Genomic DNA, 16767 nt, shown 5'->3' on the forward strand with positions numbered 1-16767 from the left:
AACTATATACATCGTTAGTGCAAGCAAGTAAGTCCTTTCGGTGTCTGATGCATCACAACTCGAAGTGACCTATTATCTGCGTATGAATGCAGATAAGCGTGTTTGCCGGCGCAGACTCGACGAAGACCAGGTGGGGCTGGTGGTCGAGGTCTTCCGCATGCTGGCCGATCCCACCCGGGTCCAGGTGCTCTGGCAGCTGGTGGGCGGCGAACTGTCGGTGAACGAGCTGGCCGAACGGGTGGGGAAGCCGGCGCCGTCCGTCTCGCAGCACCTCGCCAAGCTCCGGATGGCCCGCCTCGTGCACACGCGGCGGGAGGGCACGTCCATCTACTACAGCGTCGCCAACGAGCACGTGCAGCAACTGGTCACCGACGCCGTGTTCAACGCCGAGCATGCCGGCCCCGGCATTCCCGGACATCATCGCGCGGCCGGGGACCTGCAGGTTCTCCACGACGGCGCGGAGGGAGACGCCTCATGAACGGCCACGGCCACGGACATTCAGGCGTGCGCGGGGTGTTCCACGAGATCTTCGCCCCGCACAGCCACGACTCCGCGGACAGTGTCGACGACGCGCTCGAGGCGAGCGAGATCGGCATCCGGGCGGTGAAGATCAGCCTGGTGGTGCTCGGCGTCACCGCCCTGGCGCAGGTGATCGTGGTGGTGCTGTCCGGATCGGTCGCGCTCGCCGCCGACACGATCCACAACTTCTCGGACGCGCTGACGGCGGTCCCGCTGTGGATCGCGTTCGCCCTCGGGCGGCGGGCGGCCACCCGGCGGTTCACGTACGGATACGGCCGGGCCGAAGATCTCGCCGGGTTGTTCGTCGTCGTGATGATCGCGTTGTCCGCGGTCGTCGCGGGCGTGGAGGCGATCCGGCGCCTGCTCGACCCCGTGCCCATCCAGCATCTCGGGTGGGTGGCGCTCGCCGGGATCATCGGTTTCGCCGGCAACGAGTGGGTGGCGCTGTACCGCATCCGGGTCGGCAGGCGGATCGGGTCCGCGGCCCTCGTCGCCGACGGCCTGCACGCGCGGACCGACGGATTCACCTCTCTCGCCGTGGTATTGGGCGCCGGCGGAGTCGCGGCCGGTATTCCCCTCGCCGATCCGGTGGTGGGCCTGGTGATCACGGCGGCGATCCTGCTGGTGCTGCGGACCGCGGCCCGTGACGTGTTCGGGCGGCTGATGGACGGCGTCGACCCCGGACTGGTCGACGCCGCCGAACGGGCCCTCGCCGCGGAACCGGGCGTGGTCGGGGTGCGGAGCGTGAAGATGCGCTGGATCGGCCACCACCTGCACGCGGACGCCGAACTCGACGTCGACCCGGCGACCAGCCTGGGCGACGCCCACCGCGTCGCGCACACCGCCGAGCACACGCTCACCCACGCGGTCCCGAAGCTGAGCACCGCCCTCATCCACGCCTACCCGGCGCACGAAAGTCTCGGTCAGAGAGCGTGACTCGCGATCACCGCGCGTCGGGACCGGTGGACGCCGGTCGGTCGGGATCAGACGACCACTGCGACCAGGACCCCGGGTACAGGGCGGCGTCGATGCCGGCCAGCGCGAGCGCCGCGACCTGATGGGCCGCCGTCACGCCCGATCCGCAGTAGACGCCGACCGGACGTCCGGGCTCGGCGCCGACCGCGGCGAACCGTGCGCGCAGCGCCTCGACCGGCACGAACCGGCCGTCGGGCCCGAGGTTCTCGGACGTCGGGGCACTGCGGGCACCGGGAATGTGCCCGGCGCGGGGATCGACGGGTTCGGTCGCTCCCGAATACCGCTCGGCGGCGCGGGCATCGAGAAGGTAGCCCGCGGCAGCGAATTCGGCGGCCTCGTCCGCGGTCAACGTCGGAAGGTGGCCCGCGGCGAGCACGACGTCACCGGGGACGCGCGCCTGCTCGTCGCCGGATCGGACGGGGTGGCCCGCCGACGTCCACGCGCCGAAACCGCCGTCGAGCATCGTCACCTCGGCGACTCCCGCCCAGCGCAGCAGCCACCATGCCCGCGCGGCGGCGAGGTTGCCCGTCGCGTCGTAGACCACGACGGGACTGCCCGCCCGGATTCCCCATCGGCGTGCGGCGTCCTGGAGATCCGGCACCGCCGGTAACGGATGCCGCCCGAGTTCCGGGGTTCCCGGGGCGGCGAGTTCGGTGTCGAGGTCGACGAACACGGCCCCGGGGATGTGCGCGTCGAGGTAGTGCTGCCTGCCCTCGGTGTCGCCGAGCGCCCACCGCACGTCGAGGAGGGTGGGCGGAGCGTCGCTGCTCAGCGATTGCGCCAACTCGTCGACCGTCACCACTGGGCTCATCGGACCACTGTCGCACAACGCGGGTTCGGTGTGCCGCCGGGACGGGAACCTGGCACTCTGAAACGAATGACAGGACGTCGCACGACGGCGATGCTGCTTGCGGCCGCGCTGTTCGGGCTCGCCGGATGCGCAGCGGCCGAGCCGGCGCAGCAGCCGCCGCCGGTGCCGCGGGTCCAGGCGTCCGCGGCAGGGCTGACCCTCGACGGCCGGCCATGGTGGCCCGCCGGGCTGAACGCCTATCAGCTGGCCACCGACTGGTCCGTCAACCGCGGGTGCGGTGCCGAGGTGGACCTGGACGGTTTCTTCGGCAGCCTGCCGGAGGGTTCGCTCACCCGGTTCAACGCGTTTCAGTGGCTGGCGATCGACAAGGCGACCGGCGCGCTGGACTTCACCGGCATCGACAACGTCTTCCGGGCGGCCGAGGCGCACCGGCAGCTGGTGATCCCGGTCCTCGCCGCGCAGGACGGATCGTGCGGCGACGAGATCTTCAAATCGAGCGAATGGTACGACGGCGGCTGGCGCAGTGTCGCCCCCGGTTCGGTGCTCAGCTACGGGGACTGGGTGGCGACCGCGGTGAAGCGGTGGCGGGGCTCGCCGTCGCTGGCGATGTGGGAGCTGATCGGCGAACCCGAACCGCTGACCCCGTTCCACAGTTGCACGGACACCGCGGGCGAGACGCTGCGGACGTTCGTCGACGCGGCCGGTGGTCTCGTCCGGAGCCTCGACGACCGCCATCCGATCACCCTCGGGATGATCGGTGGCGGCCAGTGTGGAACGGCGGGAACGGATTACGAGTTCGTCGGCGCGTCGCCCGCTCTCGACGTCCTGCAGTATCACGACTACGGCGCCGACGGCGTTCCCCTGCCGGGCGACCGCTACAACGGCCTCGCCGTGCACATCGAGCAGGCCGAACACCTCCGCAAGCCGCTCCTCGTCGCGGAGATCGGACAGTACGCGGGGGCGGGCTGTGTCTCCGTCGTGGAGCGGGCCCGGGAAGTGGCCGTGAAGATCGACGGCCAGCGTGCGGCCGGGACCGCGGGCGCGCTGCTGTGGGCGTTCGTGCCCGACCCCCGGCCCGGCCAGTGCACGTACGACATCGGTCCCGACGATCCCGTGCGGGGTGTGCTCCGCGAACGCAACGGCACCCGCTGACGGTCACAGCACCCGGTACAGCCGCCAGGTGGGTTGGTCCTGGCCGTCGTTCGGGATCTCGAGTTCCAGCGTGGCGATGTCCGCCCCGGTCTCGTAGAGAGTCGGGTACCGCCGGTTGACGGCATCCGACTCGCCGCGACCGGTGTTGGGGACCGCGAGGACGTACTGGATGCCGTGATCGGCGGGCCGATTGACGATCGACGTGAAGTCCTGGTCGGAGGGGATGACGAACGTGCGCGGGTTGTCGGTCGCGGTGTACACGGCGAACCCGTAGACGGTGTCCATGAGCACCGAACCCTCGGGCAGTTTCATCTCGTCGATGTGGTGGGCCAGTTCCCGTTCGGTGCTGAACGAGGCGATGATCCGGCGCTCGGCGCGCCGCTTGTCGGAGGTGTCGTCCGGCGCGGGGACCACGACCGATTCCAGTGCGTACTGCTGACTGGACAGCGCCGGCGACACCATCAGCGCACCGGTTGCGACGGGGGTGAGGATGACGAGCGCGACAGCGAGGGCCGCCGGAACGGACCGGGATCCGACGGCGACGCGCCGCGGGAACCCGTGCGGGCCGTGGCGCCGCTCCACCAGCGCACCACCGGCCGGCACCAGCTGGAATGCCAGCACCGCCATCAACGGCAGGGCGCAGATGTAGAACCGCAGGAACGGGAACGTCAGTCCGCGCATGTAACTGAGGGTGGCGAACACGATCACCGAGGCCAGCACCACCACGGCCGCCACCACCTCGAGGTCCCGGCGGCGCCAGGCCAGCACGGCGACGATCGGGGCCAGCAGCGGGAGGACGGGCCCGAGGACGACGGTCTCGGCGATCGAGAACACCAGTGCGTAGGACGTGTCGGTGGACCCGCCACCGCTCTGCGCGAGAATGCTGGAGTTGCCGTACGTGGACGAGAACTGCTGCAGGGCCTCGCCCGTGATGAGCCAGCTGGTGGCCGCCCACGCCAGGAATGCCACCCCGGTGGGCAGCGCCACCAGCACGGCGTCGAGTGCGGCGGGAAACAGCAGCTCCCGCTTGTTCTTCCACCCCTGCCGCAGCAGGGTCGTGGCGGAGACGAACACCGTCACGGCCAGTCCGGCGGCCAGCGCGTCGTACCGGGCCAGATACGCGAGTCCGAGGGCGACCGCGACGGCGACGAGGTCGTGGATGTCGTCGGTGGTGCACCAGCGGATCAGCCGGCGGGTGGCCCAGCACATCATCAGCAGGAACGGCGCCTCGCTCATGCCGTTGCCGCCGTAGAACACGATCATCGGGTTGAGCGCGAACAGTGCGGTGACCGCCCAGATCAGCCACGCCGGGCAGCCGCGGTCGGTGCCGATCTTGAAGATCTGCACCACCGCGCCTGCCATGAACGGCGCGGACATCACCACCCCCGTCACACCCCAGGCGGTGAGCCCGGGCCACCAGTGGCTGAGCAGCACCGTCGGCAACTGGACCACCGCCGTCAGCGGTGTGAACACGAAACCGATCGCGGCGAGGTGGGGGTCCCGGCTGAACAGGACGCTGCGTGCGGCGGAGATGCGACTGAGCGCATCGCCCATCAGAAATCCGTGCCCGACAGCCAGATACAGCCCGACCACCACATACAGTGCGGTGCAGCCCCAGAACAGCCACCGCGTCGGCCTCACGGTGTGGTCCCCGTCGCGTCTGCCGCAACCGCCTCGGCCGGCTTCGATCCGTTGGGTGCGGACAGTCCGTGGAACGTCTTCTCCCAGTACGACGGGTTCCGGATCAACTGGTAGGTGCCCTTGATCGCCGCGATGCTCATCATCACCCAGTACAGCGGTGTCGTCAGTCCCGCGATCAGCAGCGCCGAGTTCCGGGTCTCCCGGCACGCGATCAGATTCATGTAGAGCACCGCGACGTTGCCGAACAGCAGCGAGATGAGCGCCGGGAAGTACACGTACGCGGGGAACTCCTGCTGGATGACGTGCGGCTGCCCCAGGATCCAGGCCAGGCTGATCAGCCAGAACACCATGTTCAGGCACGCGATCAGCGGCGTCCCCGCCATGAGGGCCGTGAACCGGAAGAACCCGACGGCGCCGAGTCCCCGCCACAGGCCGACCGGTCGGCGCATGTGCACCAGCCACGTCTGCAGATAGCCCTTGTACCAGCGGGACCGCTGCCGGATCCAGTTGATGGCGTCGCTGTTCGCCTCCTCCAGCGTCGTGGAATCGAGGACCGCTGTGCGGTATCCCGATTCGGCGATGCGCACACCCAGGTCGGCGTCCTCGGTGACGTTGAACGGATCCCAGGATCCGATCTCGTCGAGCACGCTGCGCCGCAGATGATTCGACGTGCCCCCGAGCGGGATCGGCGAATCGCTGCGCATCAGTCCGGGCAGGATGAAGCCGAACCACAACGCGTAGTCGGCGGTGAACCATGCGGTGAGCAGATTCTGGGTCCCGTTGTGGAACGCCAACTTCGCCTGCACGCACGCGGTGTTGTCGGGGAGCCGGTCGAACGCCGCGACGACCCTTCGCAGTTGCAGCGGGTCCGGGTGATCCTCGGCGTCGTAGATGGTGACGATCTCGCCCGTCGAGAAGTGCAGCCCGTAGTTGCAGGCCTTCGGCTTGGTCCGCGGATCGGCGGGCGGCACGAGGAGGATGGTGACCACGTCGCCCACTCCGGCGGCGTTCGCGGCGTCGATGGTGACGTCGTCGTCCTCCTCGAGGAGCAGCAGCACCTGCAGTTTCTCCTCGGGATAGCTCAGCGCCCGCATGGCCGCGATGAGATCGGCCACCACTTCCGGTTCGTTGTAGGCCGGCACCAGAATCGTGTACGGCGGCAACCGGTCGTCGGTCAGCGCGAGGGCGTCCTCGTCCGAGATGCTGACGATGGTGCTGCCGTCCAGGCCGCGGAAGAACAGGATCAGCCGGTCGGCCAGCGTCCAGACGTACGCGATCGTGCAGAAGAGGGTGACCGCCACCAGCGTCGGGATCGGGAAGAAGTACCCGGACGCGATCCCCACGGCCAGAAGGGTGAGCAGCAGGTTGCGCTGCCACGGGTAGAACGCGACCGAGGCGGACGACATCGGATGCTTCTCGCGCAGGCCGTTGACGGCGTCGTGGAGTGCGGCGGCCTTGAACTCGGTGTCGTAGGTGTCGTCTTCGCGGGTCACCACTGCTGCGCCTCCACGATCTCGCGTGCCAGGGTTTCGAGCATCTCCCGGTCCTTGTACTCCGGTTCCGTGTCGGAGACCGCGGTCTTGCCCCGCAGCAGGACGGCCAGCGAGTTGGCGCCGTTGGACGCCATCGACGGCGCCGGTTCGGGGAACAGCGCGTCGGGTTCGTGATTGTCGACGGTGATGAGGCTGACCCGCTGCGTCAGACCCGGACTCCGCACCCACACGAAGTTGAGATTGCTCCAGGTGAGGAGGAGATCGTCGTCGACCACGGTGTACATCTCGGCGGTGACCCCGCGGCCGATGTCGATGAAGACCTTCGAACTGACGCGGGCGTTCTGCAGTTGGTATTGCGTGTGGCTGGGGTAGACCTCGAGCGTGGAGGGCCTGCGCACCGACAGCGTGTCCACCTGCACGGTGCGGGGGCGGTTCTGAACGTCCCACGCGGGGTTGGGTTCGGTGGTGCGGATGGTCTGCCGCGTGATGCGCGACGTGGAACCGTAGTACCTGCGCGGCCAGCCGTACTCGGTGAAGTCGAGTTCCTGCCAGCCGCCCGGGACGACGATCCCCGCGTGCGCGGCGGGGGCCGGTCCGGGGGAGACCGGGGTCAGGTTCTCGTCGGGCAGAGGCGTCGCGAACAGCACCGCGGCGGCCGCGAACACCGCGACGAACGTGAAGCCGCTGTTGACGGTGGTGGGGCGCCGAACGGGCCGGTCGAACGGTGCCATACTTCCGCCCCGACGTTTGTGGACGTAGAAGCAGGCTCCGACGACGATCGACGTGGTGAGCGCCGGACCCAGTTGGGTGGCGAACGACGGCGCCGTCGGGAACAGCTTGATGGTGGCCCACAGCGCGATGCTGCCCAGCGCCACCGAGCAGGCGAAACCGACGGCGGCGCGACGGTTGCTGCGGCTCACCGCGATCGCGGTGGCGCCCGACGCGAGGACCACCATGATGAGGCCGTAGTGGAAACGCTGGCCACCGAGGAGGATTGCCAGCGATCGGTAGGTCAGGGGACCGAGCCCCAGCGCGAGCACCCACACCGGCCAGAACCGGGAGACCGGGCGAAGACCGAACACGAGGACCGCGGAACTGATGACGAAGAACCACGCCGCGACCACGTCGATGTGCATCAACTGGTAGTCCTCGGCGAACCGGGGGAGGAGCAGCCCCTGCATCGCCAGGGTGACGAGCAGCCCGATGCCGCCCACGATCTTGTCGGTCTGGCGGTCGTGGATGGGGAGTTCGCCGTCGCGCCGCAACGAGATGCCGATCGCGGCGCAGATGCACAGCGCCGGGACGACGAAGACGTAGCCGATGGCGGTGCCCTCGGTGGTGCTGCGCCACACGTCCTGCCACGTCTTCCAGAACGCGAAGACCGTGGCGGCGGCGATGAGAATCCACCGGACGGTGAGCCGGATCGCGGCGTCGAGGGCGACGTTGCCGATGATCATGTGAGCCGCTCAGCGTGGCAGCGGACGGGTCCGGCGATGACGCATCACGACGGCGGCCGCGATCACGATGCCCACCAGCAGCAGGATGCCGGCGACGCCGAGCACCCACGCGACCGTCGTGGAGACGCCGGACGAGACCGCGCCGCCGGCGGTGTCCGGTATCGACAGTTCGACGGGGTCGCGGTTCGCGGCGGTGAAGAGGATGTCACCGTTCAGGCTCGCCCAGCGATCCGGCGTGGCGCGCAGCCATTCGAGTGTGCGATCGAGTTCGCCGGGCACACCGGTGGATCCGGCGACGACCACCTGCCGGGTGCCGTCGAACGCGGTCTGCAGCGACGCGAAGTCGATCGGTGCGCCGAACGTGACGGTCGTGGAGCCGTCGGTCGCCGGATCGGTCAGTTCGAACGTGGAGTCCTCGGTGCTCGACAGGGGCAGGGGTACGCCGTCCGGCAGATTCCCGTCGGCCGCGATGAGGATGGCGGGCGCCTCCGAACCCACGGCCTCGTCGATCGACACCCAGTGGGGGTCGAGTTCGACGGTGGTCAGCGACTGCAGTCCCGTCACCACGGCCACGGCGCGTGCCGTGTCGTCGAATCCGCCGACGGTGCCCGCGACGTCGACGCTCGGCAGCAACGACTGCGGCAGCGACTCGAACCCACCCGGATGCGGAGTGCCCGACGGTTCGCTGGTGACCTCGCTGTCGGGATCGATCGACAGGGTGACCGGTTGTTCGAGACCGCACTGGTTGGTGGCGCCCGTGGTCTGCAGCGCGACGGTGAGCGTGGTGACTCGGCGCAGCGCGTCGTTCGGCACGTCGATCCAACGGTCGATCGCACCACTGGGTTCGGCGGCCCAGCTGGCCACCTGCCGGTCGCCCGCGGAGACGGTGATCAGACCGCTCTGACTGCTCGGCAGCGGCGTGTACGTGCCCTGCAGGTTGATTCGCACCGTGTCCGAGGCCCGGCCGAGCCGGGTCTGGTCCAGTCCCAGGGCGACCTCGGCGCGGCCGTGCGAGGTGGAGCCGAGGTTGGTCTGGCCGAGCCCGCGCAGCGTGGTGGACGTGGGGGCGAGGATCGGCGGGTTGTCCATCGAACCGGCCGTCGCGCGGGCCTCCACCGCGATGCTCGCCACCTGGCTCGTGATCAGCCGGCTCTGGTTCTGCAACGTGCGGTCGTCACCCGTCAGCCGCAGAGCCGGCGGACCCGTGGGGGCCGGGACCAACTCGGTGGCGGCGGTGCCGCTCTCGCGGATCACCACGGAACGCTCGAACGGGCTGTCGGCGGACGTCGGCGTCAACTGCCCGTCGGGAAGGCGCCGCACGTCGACCCGCACCGGTTGCGCGCCGTAATAGGCGACGACGGCCGCGCCGAGGTCGACCGCCGCCGCGCTCTCCGCCGAACTGGGATCGCCGGGAAGGTAGAGGTTCAACTGCTGCAGGACCGGCGGCAGGAAATCCGCGACGACCGTCGGGTTCGCGGGAGTCCCGCTGTACGCGGCGCGGACGTCGCGGAAGGTCAGGCTGCGTGCCGTCCAGTCCTGCGGGCAGATCGCGTCCAGCGGCACCAGCGTCGTGCGGAGGGTCACCGCGACCGCCTGCTCGGTCAGTTCGGCGCCCGCGAGGGGAATGGACACCGGCGCACTCCGGGCAGGCGCCCCCGGCAGATCCACCCGGCCGAGCGAACGACCCGCGGACTCGACATCGATCCACGCCCGCCCGACATTGCCGGGAAGGTCGACCACCCCGTCGAGCGACGTCGGCGTGAGGCCCTGCGGAACCGGCACCGTGACCGTCACCTCGTCGGAATTGCCGCGGAACGGCACCGCCTCACCGAACCCGAGAGTCCGCGAATCCAGCGAAACCGTGCCACTCGGCTGCGGTTCGATCTCCGTGGACTCCGGATCCTGCGCATGCGCCACCGGAAGCGACAACAACGTCAGCCCACACGCGGCCAGCACCGCGAGCAGTCGGGCAGTGTGTGAGCGGACAGGTACGGCAACGGGCATCGGCGAATCTTTCGGTGCGGCGTGTCGTCGAAGTATTTCGAAAGGCACAAATGGGACGGTCGTGCATGACGCTACAGCGAACCAGTCGGTTTCGTCTGGCGAAACGCGGTCCGTCGCAGGGCGGCGCAATTGTGTTTGCGTGCAGGGAAAGTTGGGTACCGCGAATTCTCCGACGTCAGCCGCGACGTACGGGCGCCCGGCCGTACGGTTGACGTACGGCCGTGGTGTTCGGCGGATCCGGGATCGGCCGTGTCACCGGGAAGGTGTCGAGTGTGAACCTGCTGCCGTGATGGGCGAGCTGCACCGGTTCGCCCGACAGCAGGCGGTAGGTCGCGGTCTTGGCGCGGATGTCCACGTGGATCTGGCTGCCCCGCACCGTCATCCGGAACGAGAGATTGACCAGCTGGGGTGGTATCCGGGGTGCGAAGGAGATGTCACCGTCGTGGTCGCGCATCCCGCCGAATCCTGCCACGCACGCCATCCACGTCCCGGCGAGTGATGCGATGTGCAAACCGTTCTCCACGTTCGAGTGGAGGTCGTGGAGATCGGTCAGAGCGGCCTCGGCGAGATAGTCGTAGGCGAGTTGGAGTTGACCGACCTCGGCTGCCATCACGGATTGCACACACGCGGACAGCGACGAGTCCCGAACCGTCAGAGCCTCGTAGTAGGCGAAGTTGGCGATCTTCTGTTCGTCGGTGAAGGCGTCGCCGCGAAGATACATCGCCAGCACCAGGTCTGCCTGCTTCACCACCTGCTTGCGGTACAGGTCGAAGTACGGGTAGTTGAGCAGCAGCGGATAGTGCTCCGGTGGGGTGCCTTCGAAGTCCCATTCGTCGTGGTGGGTGAAGGCGTCGGACTGCTGGTGCACGCCGAGAGCGTGGTCGAACGGTATGCGCATGTGCTCGGCGGCATCTCGCCACAGCGCCGCTTCCTCGTCGTCGACCCCGAGTTCGCGCGCCAGTCCGGGGTTCTTCTCGCACGCGATGGCGGCATCACGCAGATTCTTCTGCGCCATGAGGTTGGTGAACACGTTGTTGTCGGCGACGGCGGTGTACTCGTCCGGTCCGGTGACGCCGTCGATCCGGAACTCGCCCTGCGCGTTGTGGTGACCGAGCGACGTCCACAAACGGGCCGTCTCCACGAGCAGTTCGACGCCGCATTCGGCTTCGAACTCCTCGTCCCCGGTCGCGGCCAGATACCGGGAGGTCGCAACGGCGACGTCGGCTCCCACGTGGAACGCCGCCGTTCCCGCGGGCCAATAGCCGGAGCACTCTTCGCCGTTGATCGAGCGCCACGGGAACACGGCGCCGGCCTGGCCCAGTTGCACCGCGCGGTTCTTCGCCTTGTCCAGCGTGGAATGCCGCCAGCGCAGGGCGTCGCGCGCCGAATCCGGCACCGTGTACGTGAGCAGGGGGAGCACGAACGTCTCGGTGTCCCAGAACGCGTGCCCGTCGTACCCGGGGCCGGTCAGGCCCTTCGCGGGGATCGCGCGCGACTCACCGCGGGCACCCGCCTGCAGCACGTGGAACAGTGCGAACCGCACCGCCTGCTGAAGTTCCGCGTCTCCGTCGATCTCGACGTCCGCCGTCTCCCAGAACACGTCGAGGTACTCCCGCTGCCGTTTCAGCAGGGTCTCCCAGCCGGTTTCGAGTGCTCCGGCGAGCGCTCCCTCGACCTGGCCGCGCAAGGCCGGCGTCGACCGCCTCGCCGACCACCCGTACGCCAGGTACTTCGTCACTTTCAGGCGCTCACCCTGCGGGATGTCCACGGCCACGGTGAGCCGGGCCAGATCCTCTTCGGTCTCGATGCTGCACCGCCCGTTGGCGGGGTACTCGACCTCGTGGTCCATACCCGCGGCCATCCGCAGTCCCGAGGCTCTCGTGTGGTGGGCGAGCACCGCACGATAGTCGTGGGCGGCCGCGAAATCAGGTACCAGCGGACGGTCCAGGGCGGCCGCCACTCTCGGATCGTCGGTGCGGGTCGGAATGTGTTCGTTGGCGAGCAGATCCGATTGCAGGACGAGTTCGATGTCGCCGTCGAGCGGCTCGACCTCGTAGTGGATGGCGGCGACCGCGCGGGAGGTGAAGGACACGAGCCGTTCCGAATGGATGCGGACCCGGCGTCCGGTCGGTGACGTCCATTCGGTGGTGCGGCGCAGAGTGCCCGAGCGGAAGTCCAGTACCCGCTCGTGCGCGGGCGCGCTGCCGTACCGCATGTCCATGGGCTCGTCTTCCACGAGCAGGCGGATGATGCTGCCGTCGGTCACGTTGACGACCGTCTGTCCGTCCTCGGGGTAGCCGTAGCCCGCCTCCGCATACGGTAGCGGGCGTTGCTCGTAGAACCCGTTGAGATAGGTGCCGGGAAGACCGCGTGGTTCACCCTCCTCGAACGTGCCACGAATCCCGATGTGCCCGTTGGACAGTGCGAACGTGGATTCGGTGGCGTGCAGTGCCTCCAGATCCAGACCGCGCCATTTGAGCTGCCACGGCGAGATCTCGTAGCCCTTGTCGTCCATGCTCACCTCTCCAGGAGTTCGGCCAGGTCGTTCACCACCACGTCGGCGCCGTGCTCACGAAGCGCGTCGGCCTGATCGCCCCGGTTCACCCCGACGACGTAACCGAATTCCCCTGCCCGCCCCGATTCCACACCGGACAGGGCGTCCTCGAACACGGCGGCCTGGTCGGGGTGCACGTTGAGTGCGCGGGCGGCCGCGAGATACGAATCCGGTGCCGGTTTACCGCGGAGACCCTGCTCCCGGATCACCAGTCCGTCGATGCGGACGTGGACGTAGCGGCTGAGGTCGGCGGAGTCGAGTACGGCCTTCCCGTTCGCGGACGAGGTGACCACGGCGATCTTCAGGCCTGCGTCGTAGGCCGCGCTGATGTAGCGAACCGAGCCGGGGTAGGGGCTGGGGCCCTCCTCGTCGATGACCTTCAGCAGCAGCCGGTTCTTGCTGTTCCCGACGCCGTTCACGGTCTCGGCGCCGGGCGGATCGTCCGGCGACCCCTCCGGCAACGTGATGCTGCGGGAGGTGAGGAAGGTCCGGACCCCGTCGGCGCGGGGGCGTCCGTCGACGTAGTCGTAGTAGTCCTGGTCGGTGAACGGGTGGAAATTCGCGCCCTCCCGATGCTTCAGGAACTCGTCGAATGTGCGTTTCCACGCCTTCCGGTGCAGTACCGCCGTTGCCGTGAGTACACCGTCGAGATCGAACAAGCAGGCCGAGATCGCATCAGGCAGTCCCATCACCTTCCCGACGGTACCGCCGTCGACCGCCGTTGTGCTGAGGCGCGCGCAAATCCTGCACCCGATCGACCGGCACGAGGTCGTTGACTTCGAGTCGGCAACGGCCGAATACTGAGAGTTCCAACCGACTGTTGCGGAGTGCACCGTGAACGTGGAGGAACCGGTCCCGTCGGACCACGTGAGATCCCTCGCTGTTCGGTCGATCGAGATCATGGCGAACGGAAGCCGCGCCGATTTCGATGCCGTCGTCCACCCGGGCGCATTCAACCGGGAGAGTGCGACCGAACCCCCGCGGACGCGCGGACGCGGACCCGACGCGTTCTACGCCACCGCCGTATGGCTGCGCACCGCCTTCTCGGAGTTGCGGTTCGACATCGAGGACGTCGTCGTCGAGGGCGATCTGGCCGTCGTCTACACGATCATGAAGGGCAGGCACGTCGGGCCCTTCGTCGTCTACGACGAGCGCGGATCCATCGACCAGGTCTTCGCGCCCACCGGGCGGGTGCTCGCGGTCAAGCAGTCGCACTGGCTGCGCGTCGAAGACGGCCGCGTCGTCGAGCACTGGGCGACCCGGGACGACCTCGGTCAGGCAGTCCAGCTGGGCTGGGTGCCGCCTACCCCGCTGTCGCTGGTACGCAACGCCTGGGCCAAGCGGGCAGCGCGCAGGAACGCGCCGCGCTGATCGATGGCACGCATCCTGTTCGTCACGTGGGACGGCGGCGGCAACGTGCCGCCCGCACTCGGCATCGCGGCGGAGGCGCGCAACCGCGGTCATCAGGTCCGATTCCTCGGGCACGCCCAGCAGCGCGGGCGGATCGAAGGACACGGTTTCCGGTTCACGCCGTACACCCACGCACGACCCTGGCAGTCGACGACCAGGCATCCCGGTATCGCGGGCGTGTACCAATCGCTCGCGGTCTTCACCGATAACGGGCCCGGAATCGATCTACTCGACACCGTCGCGCGGGAGCAGACCGACGTGGTGGTGGTCGATTGCTTTCTGTACGGGGCCCTGCAAGCCGCCGACGATGCGCAGCTGACGCGTGTGACGCTGGTGCACACTTACTACGAGTTCATGTATCGGGGCGTGACACGGGGTCCGACGCCGGTGATGGCCCGTCTGAAAGGTCAGCGGCCTCTGCAGCTGTGGGCGTCATCGGACCTGGCCCTGGTCACCACCGAGAAGGAACTCGATCCGGCCTCCCGCCGATCCTTGCCCGCCTGTGTCCACTACACCGGGGTGGTGCGACATCCGATGCCGTCCACGTTGACACCGGTGTCCGAACGCGATCCGCTGATCCTGGTCAGTCTCAGCAGCCTCAACTTCGACGGACAACAGCGGGCCCTGCGGAACATCCTGGAGGCTGTCGCCGGACTGCCCGCCCGCGCGGTCGTCACGACCGGACCGTCCGTCGACCCGGCAACCTTCACGGCGGGCCCGAACACCGAAGTGCACGGCTACGTTCCACACGAACAGATCCTGCCGACCGCCACCCTCGTGATCGGACACGGCGGTCACGACACCACCATGCGCGCCCTCGCGCACGACCTGCCCCTCGTGATTCTGCCGATTCACCCGGCGCTCGATCAGAAGATGATCGGCCGCAGTCTGGAGCAGCGCGGCGTCGCCCGGTGCCTCCGCAAGACGGCCGCACCCCAGCGCATCCGGTCGGCAGTCGGCGAGTTGCTCGTCGACGGACCGCACCGGGTGACCGCGGCAACCCTGGGAGCGCGGATCCGCGCCCATGACGGCGCCGTTCATGCCGCTGACCTCATCGATCGCCTGCCGATCCGGGAACGGCGCAGGGGAGTGCGGTGACGCAGTAGCGATCACTGTGCCCGGGCATCACTCCGGAAGACTGCCGACGCGATCCGCGAGCAGCGCGCAGTAGGTCCGGTCGGTGCCCGGGGCGAGCCGCACCCGGTAACTGGTGTGGTCGCCCCGGAACAGGTAACCGTTGACGTCGTCGATGGCCTCGGAGTACTGCTGCCACACCGTCCACGGCCGCCACCAGTTCAGGATCACCGCCTGCCACCGTCGGGTCCGGAGGCGATCGAGGAGGTCGGCCACCCACGCCCGCGGGTCGGCGAGCGAGAAGGCCGCCGACTGGTCCGCGAAGGTGCGCAGCGGCGAGTTGCCCGGGCAGCAGCAGATGGCGTCCAGGGGGTCGGCGATCTGCCACACCGGCATCCCCGTGATCGGGCGCTGCCCGGCAATGCCCCAGCCCGGAAGGTCCGGCGACGCCGGCCGCAGCGGGTCGGCGATCAGTCCGGCGCCGCGCACGTCCAGGGCCGGGTGCTGCCCCCGTCCCACCTCGGCAGCCACGTTGCCGGCGAGCGCGGCGCCTCCCGAGTAGCCGAGCAGAACAACGGGATTCGGGTCGTCGGCGATCATCCGCAGCAGGAGGGCGCGTCCTTCGGACAGTGCCTTGTCGAACGCCGAACCGCCGGGGTCGGGCACCGGTCCGTAGCTCGCCTCCCACGGAACCTGCCTGACGACGAACCGTGCGCGGTCCAGGAGTTGCGTGGTGTTGGTGAGCATGTTGACGTCGAGATCCTCACCGATGCCGCGGCAGCACAGAACAGTGATCATCCAACCTCCCACGTGAGCGCCAATGCGTGCCCGAACACACTTTCCCACTCACGTGCGGGGGTGTCCCCCGATCGGGGGAGGCGGAATTCATCCGAGGCACAGTCCGGTCGGAGGACAGACGTGGGCGCTGTGGCGCGGGAGAGTTGTCCAGTACCGGGATCAGCCGTTCACGTGGACAGGAATCGTCGTCATGTCACCCATCTCCAGCATCGAGGTCGCCCGAGCCCGTCGGTCGCGCCGCGTGTTGTTCGTCGGCAATCCGACCCGCTACAACGACGTGTCGCAGTGGGCGATGGTCCGGCAATGGGTGGCGCTCCACGGACTGGAGCCGATCCGGGAATTCGAGGGAGACGTGCTCTGCGTGATCGTCACCGAGGATGTCCTGGACGGGCGCTGCGCAGCGAAGGAATCGGATGCCGTCCAGCGCGCCCGCGCGCTCGGAATACCGTGCATCAGCGTCCACGACACCACCCTCATCTGGCAGGTCACGGCCCGTGTGCGGTCGCGGATCGCACGGACGCCAGTCGCGCGATAACGGCCCTCAATCCTCGGAACGTCCACTCGAATTCGTCGTCGGATCGGAATGCCGTATCTATTCACGACGGTGAGCTCGAATATGGCCGACGGCAGCCAACTTCGAGTATGTATTGAAGGTTTTGTCCGTACTGCGGCTGCGCCCAGGCGCCTCTGCGCAGACCTGATCGGCCGAAAATCGTTCCGCCTCAGCACTTGTGGTCAGTTTGTCGAAATCGACTGTGTCCAAGCCAATTATGCGAGTGCATAACCGCTGCTCAGTGGGGGTTTATTCAGACCATGCGGTCTGATCGCGGCGGTGAAGATGCGACAGAACCGAATTGCGCTGCTAGGTTCGACACTCGT

14 protein-coding genes are annotated in these 16767 nt (G+C 68.4%); 6 read left to right on the forward strand and 8 right to left on the reverse strand.

The features are described 5' to 3' along the window. Positions 1-82 precede the first annotated feature (82 nt). A complete protein-coding gene (locus ROP_RS27115) occupies positions 83-478 on the forward strand; it encodes an ArsR/SmtB family transcription factor (RefSeq protein WP_043825396.1) in 396 nt (131 codons plus the stop codon). Further along, a complete protein-coding gene (locus ROP_RS27120) occupies positions 475-1455 on the forward strand; it encodes a cation diffusion facilitator family transporter (protein WP_015889213.1) in 981 nt (326 codons plus the stop codon). The genes ROP_RS27115 and ROP_RS27120 overlap by 4 nt, the downstream gene beginning before the upstream one ends. Before the next feature lie 7 nt (positions 1456-1462). Here ROP_RS27120 and ROP_RS27125 read toward each other — a convergent pair whose 3' ends face one another. Then, the gene (locus tag ROP_RS27125) at positions 1463-2296 is read right to left on the reverse strand and encodes a sulfurtransferase (RefSeq protein WP_043825398.1); all 834 of its coding nucleotides are present in this window, start codon (positions 2294-2296) and stop codon (positions 1463-1465) included. A 75-nt stretch (positions 2297-2371) separates the two neighbouring features. Here ROP_RS27125 and ROP_RS27130 point away from each other — a divergent pair, with 75 nt between their 5' ends. Further along, positions 2372-3457: a mannan endo-1,4-beta-mannosidase gene (locus ROP_RS27130; RefSeq protein WP_015889215.1), complete on the forward strand. Its 1086-nt coding sequence runs from the start codon at positions 2372-2374 to the stop codon at positions 3455-3457. Between the two features lie 3 nt (positions 3458-3460). On the opposite strand, the gene ROP_RS27135 is transcribed toward ROP_RS27130, so the two are convergent. The 6 genes from ROP_RS27135 to ROP_RS27160 all read right to left on the reverse strand — a co-directional run bounded on the left by ROP_RS27135 (position 3461) and on the right by ROP_RS27160 (position 13295). Further along, entirely contained in the window at positions 3461-5098 is a 1638-nt protein-coding gene (locus ROP_RS27135; RefSeq protein WP_015889216.1) for a glycosyltransferase family 39 protein, read from the reverse strand. Continuing rightward, positions 5095-6591 carry a glycosyltransferase gene (locus ROP_RS27140; RefSeq protein ID WP_015889217.1) on the reverse strand — a complete coding sequence of 499 codons (1497 nt, stop codon included), beginning with the start codon at positions 6589-6591 and terminating at the stop codon, positions 5095-5097. The genes ROP_RS27135 and ROP_RS27140 overlap by 4 nt, the downstream gene beginning before the upstream one ends. Further along, positions 6588-8048: a hypothetical protein gene (locus ROP_RS27145; protein ID WP_015889218.1), complete on the reverse strand. Its 1461-nt coding sequence runs from the start codon at positions 8046-8048 to the stop codon at positions 6588-6590. The genes ROP_RS27140 and ROP_RS27145 overlap by 4 nt, the downstream gene beginning before the upstream one ends. 9 nt (positions 8049-8057) lie before the next feature. Next, positions 8058-10052: a hypothetical protein gene (locus ROP_RS27150; protein WP_015889219.1), complete on the reverse strand. Its 1995-nt coding sequence runs from the start codon at positions 10050-10052 to the stop codon at positions 8058-8060. Between the two features lie 175 nt (positions 10053-10227). Next, positions 10228-12567 carry a glycoside hydrolase family 65 protein gene (locus tag ROP_RS27155; protein WP_043825401.1) on the reverse strand — a complete coding sequence of 780 codons (2340 nt, stop codon included), beginning with the start codon at positions 12565-12567 and terminating at the stop codon, positions 10228-10230. Positions 12568-12569: 2 nt separating this feature from the next. Continuing rightward, on the reverse strand, positions 12570-13295 hold the full coding sequence (locus ROP_RS27160; protein WP_015889221.1) for an HAD family hydrolase: 726 nt from the start codon (positions 13293-13295) through the stop codon (positions 12570-12572). A gap of 145 nt (positions 13296-13440) precedes the next feature. Here ROP_RS27160 and ROP_RS27165 point away from each other — a divergent pair, with 145 nt between their 5' ends. Further along, positions 13441-13977 carry an ester cyclase gene (locus ROP_RS27165; protein WP_043825404.1) on the forward strand — a complete coding sequence of 179 codons (537 nt, stop codon included), beginning with the start codon at positions 13441-13443 and terminating at the stop codon, positions 13975-13977. 3 nt (positions 13978-13980) lie between these two features. Continuing rightward, complete coding sequence (locus ROP_RS27170) at positions 13981-15114, forward strand: glycosyltransferase (RefSeq protein ID WP_015889223.1); 1134 nt, start codon at positions 13981-13983, stop codon at positions 15112-15114. A 27-nt stretch (positions 15115-15141) separates the two neighbouring features. On the opposite strand, the gene ROP_RS27175 is transcribed toward ROP_RS27170, so the two are convergent. Next, on the reverse strand, positions 15142-15888 hold the full coding sequence (locus tag ROP_RS27175; RefSeq protein ID WP_015889224.1) for an alpha/beta fold hydrolase: 747 nt from the start codon (positions 15886-15888) through the stop codon (positions 15142-15144). Positions 15889-16078: 190 nt separating this feature from the next. Between ROP_RS27175 and ROP_RS27180 the strand changes: the two genes are divergently transcribed. Next, a complete protein-coding gene (locus ROP_RS27180) occupies positions 16079-16423 on the forward strand; it encodes a hypothetical protein (protein WP_015889225.1) in 345 nt (114 codons plus the stop codon). Positions 16424-16767: the final 344 nt, after the last annotated feature.

The sequence above is a fragment of the Rhodococcus opacus B4 genome (assembly GCF_000010805.1).
Lineage (GTDB): Bacteria > Actinomycetota > Actinomycetes > Mycobacteriales > Mycobacteriaceae > Rhodococcus_F > Rhodococcus_F opacus_C.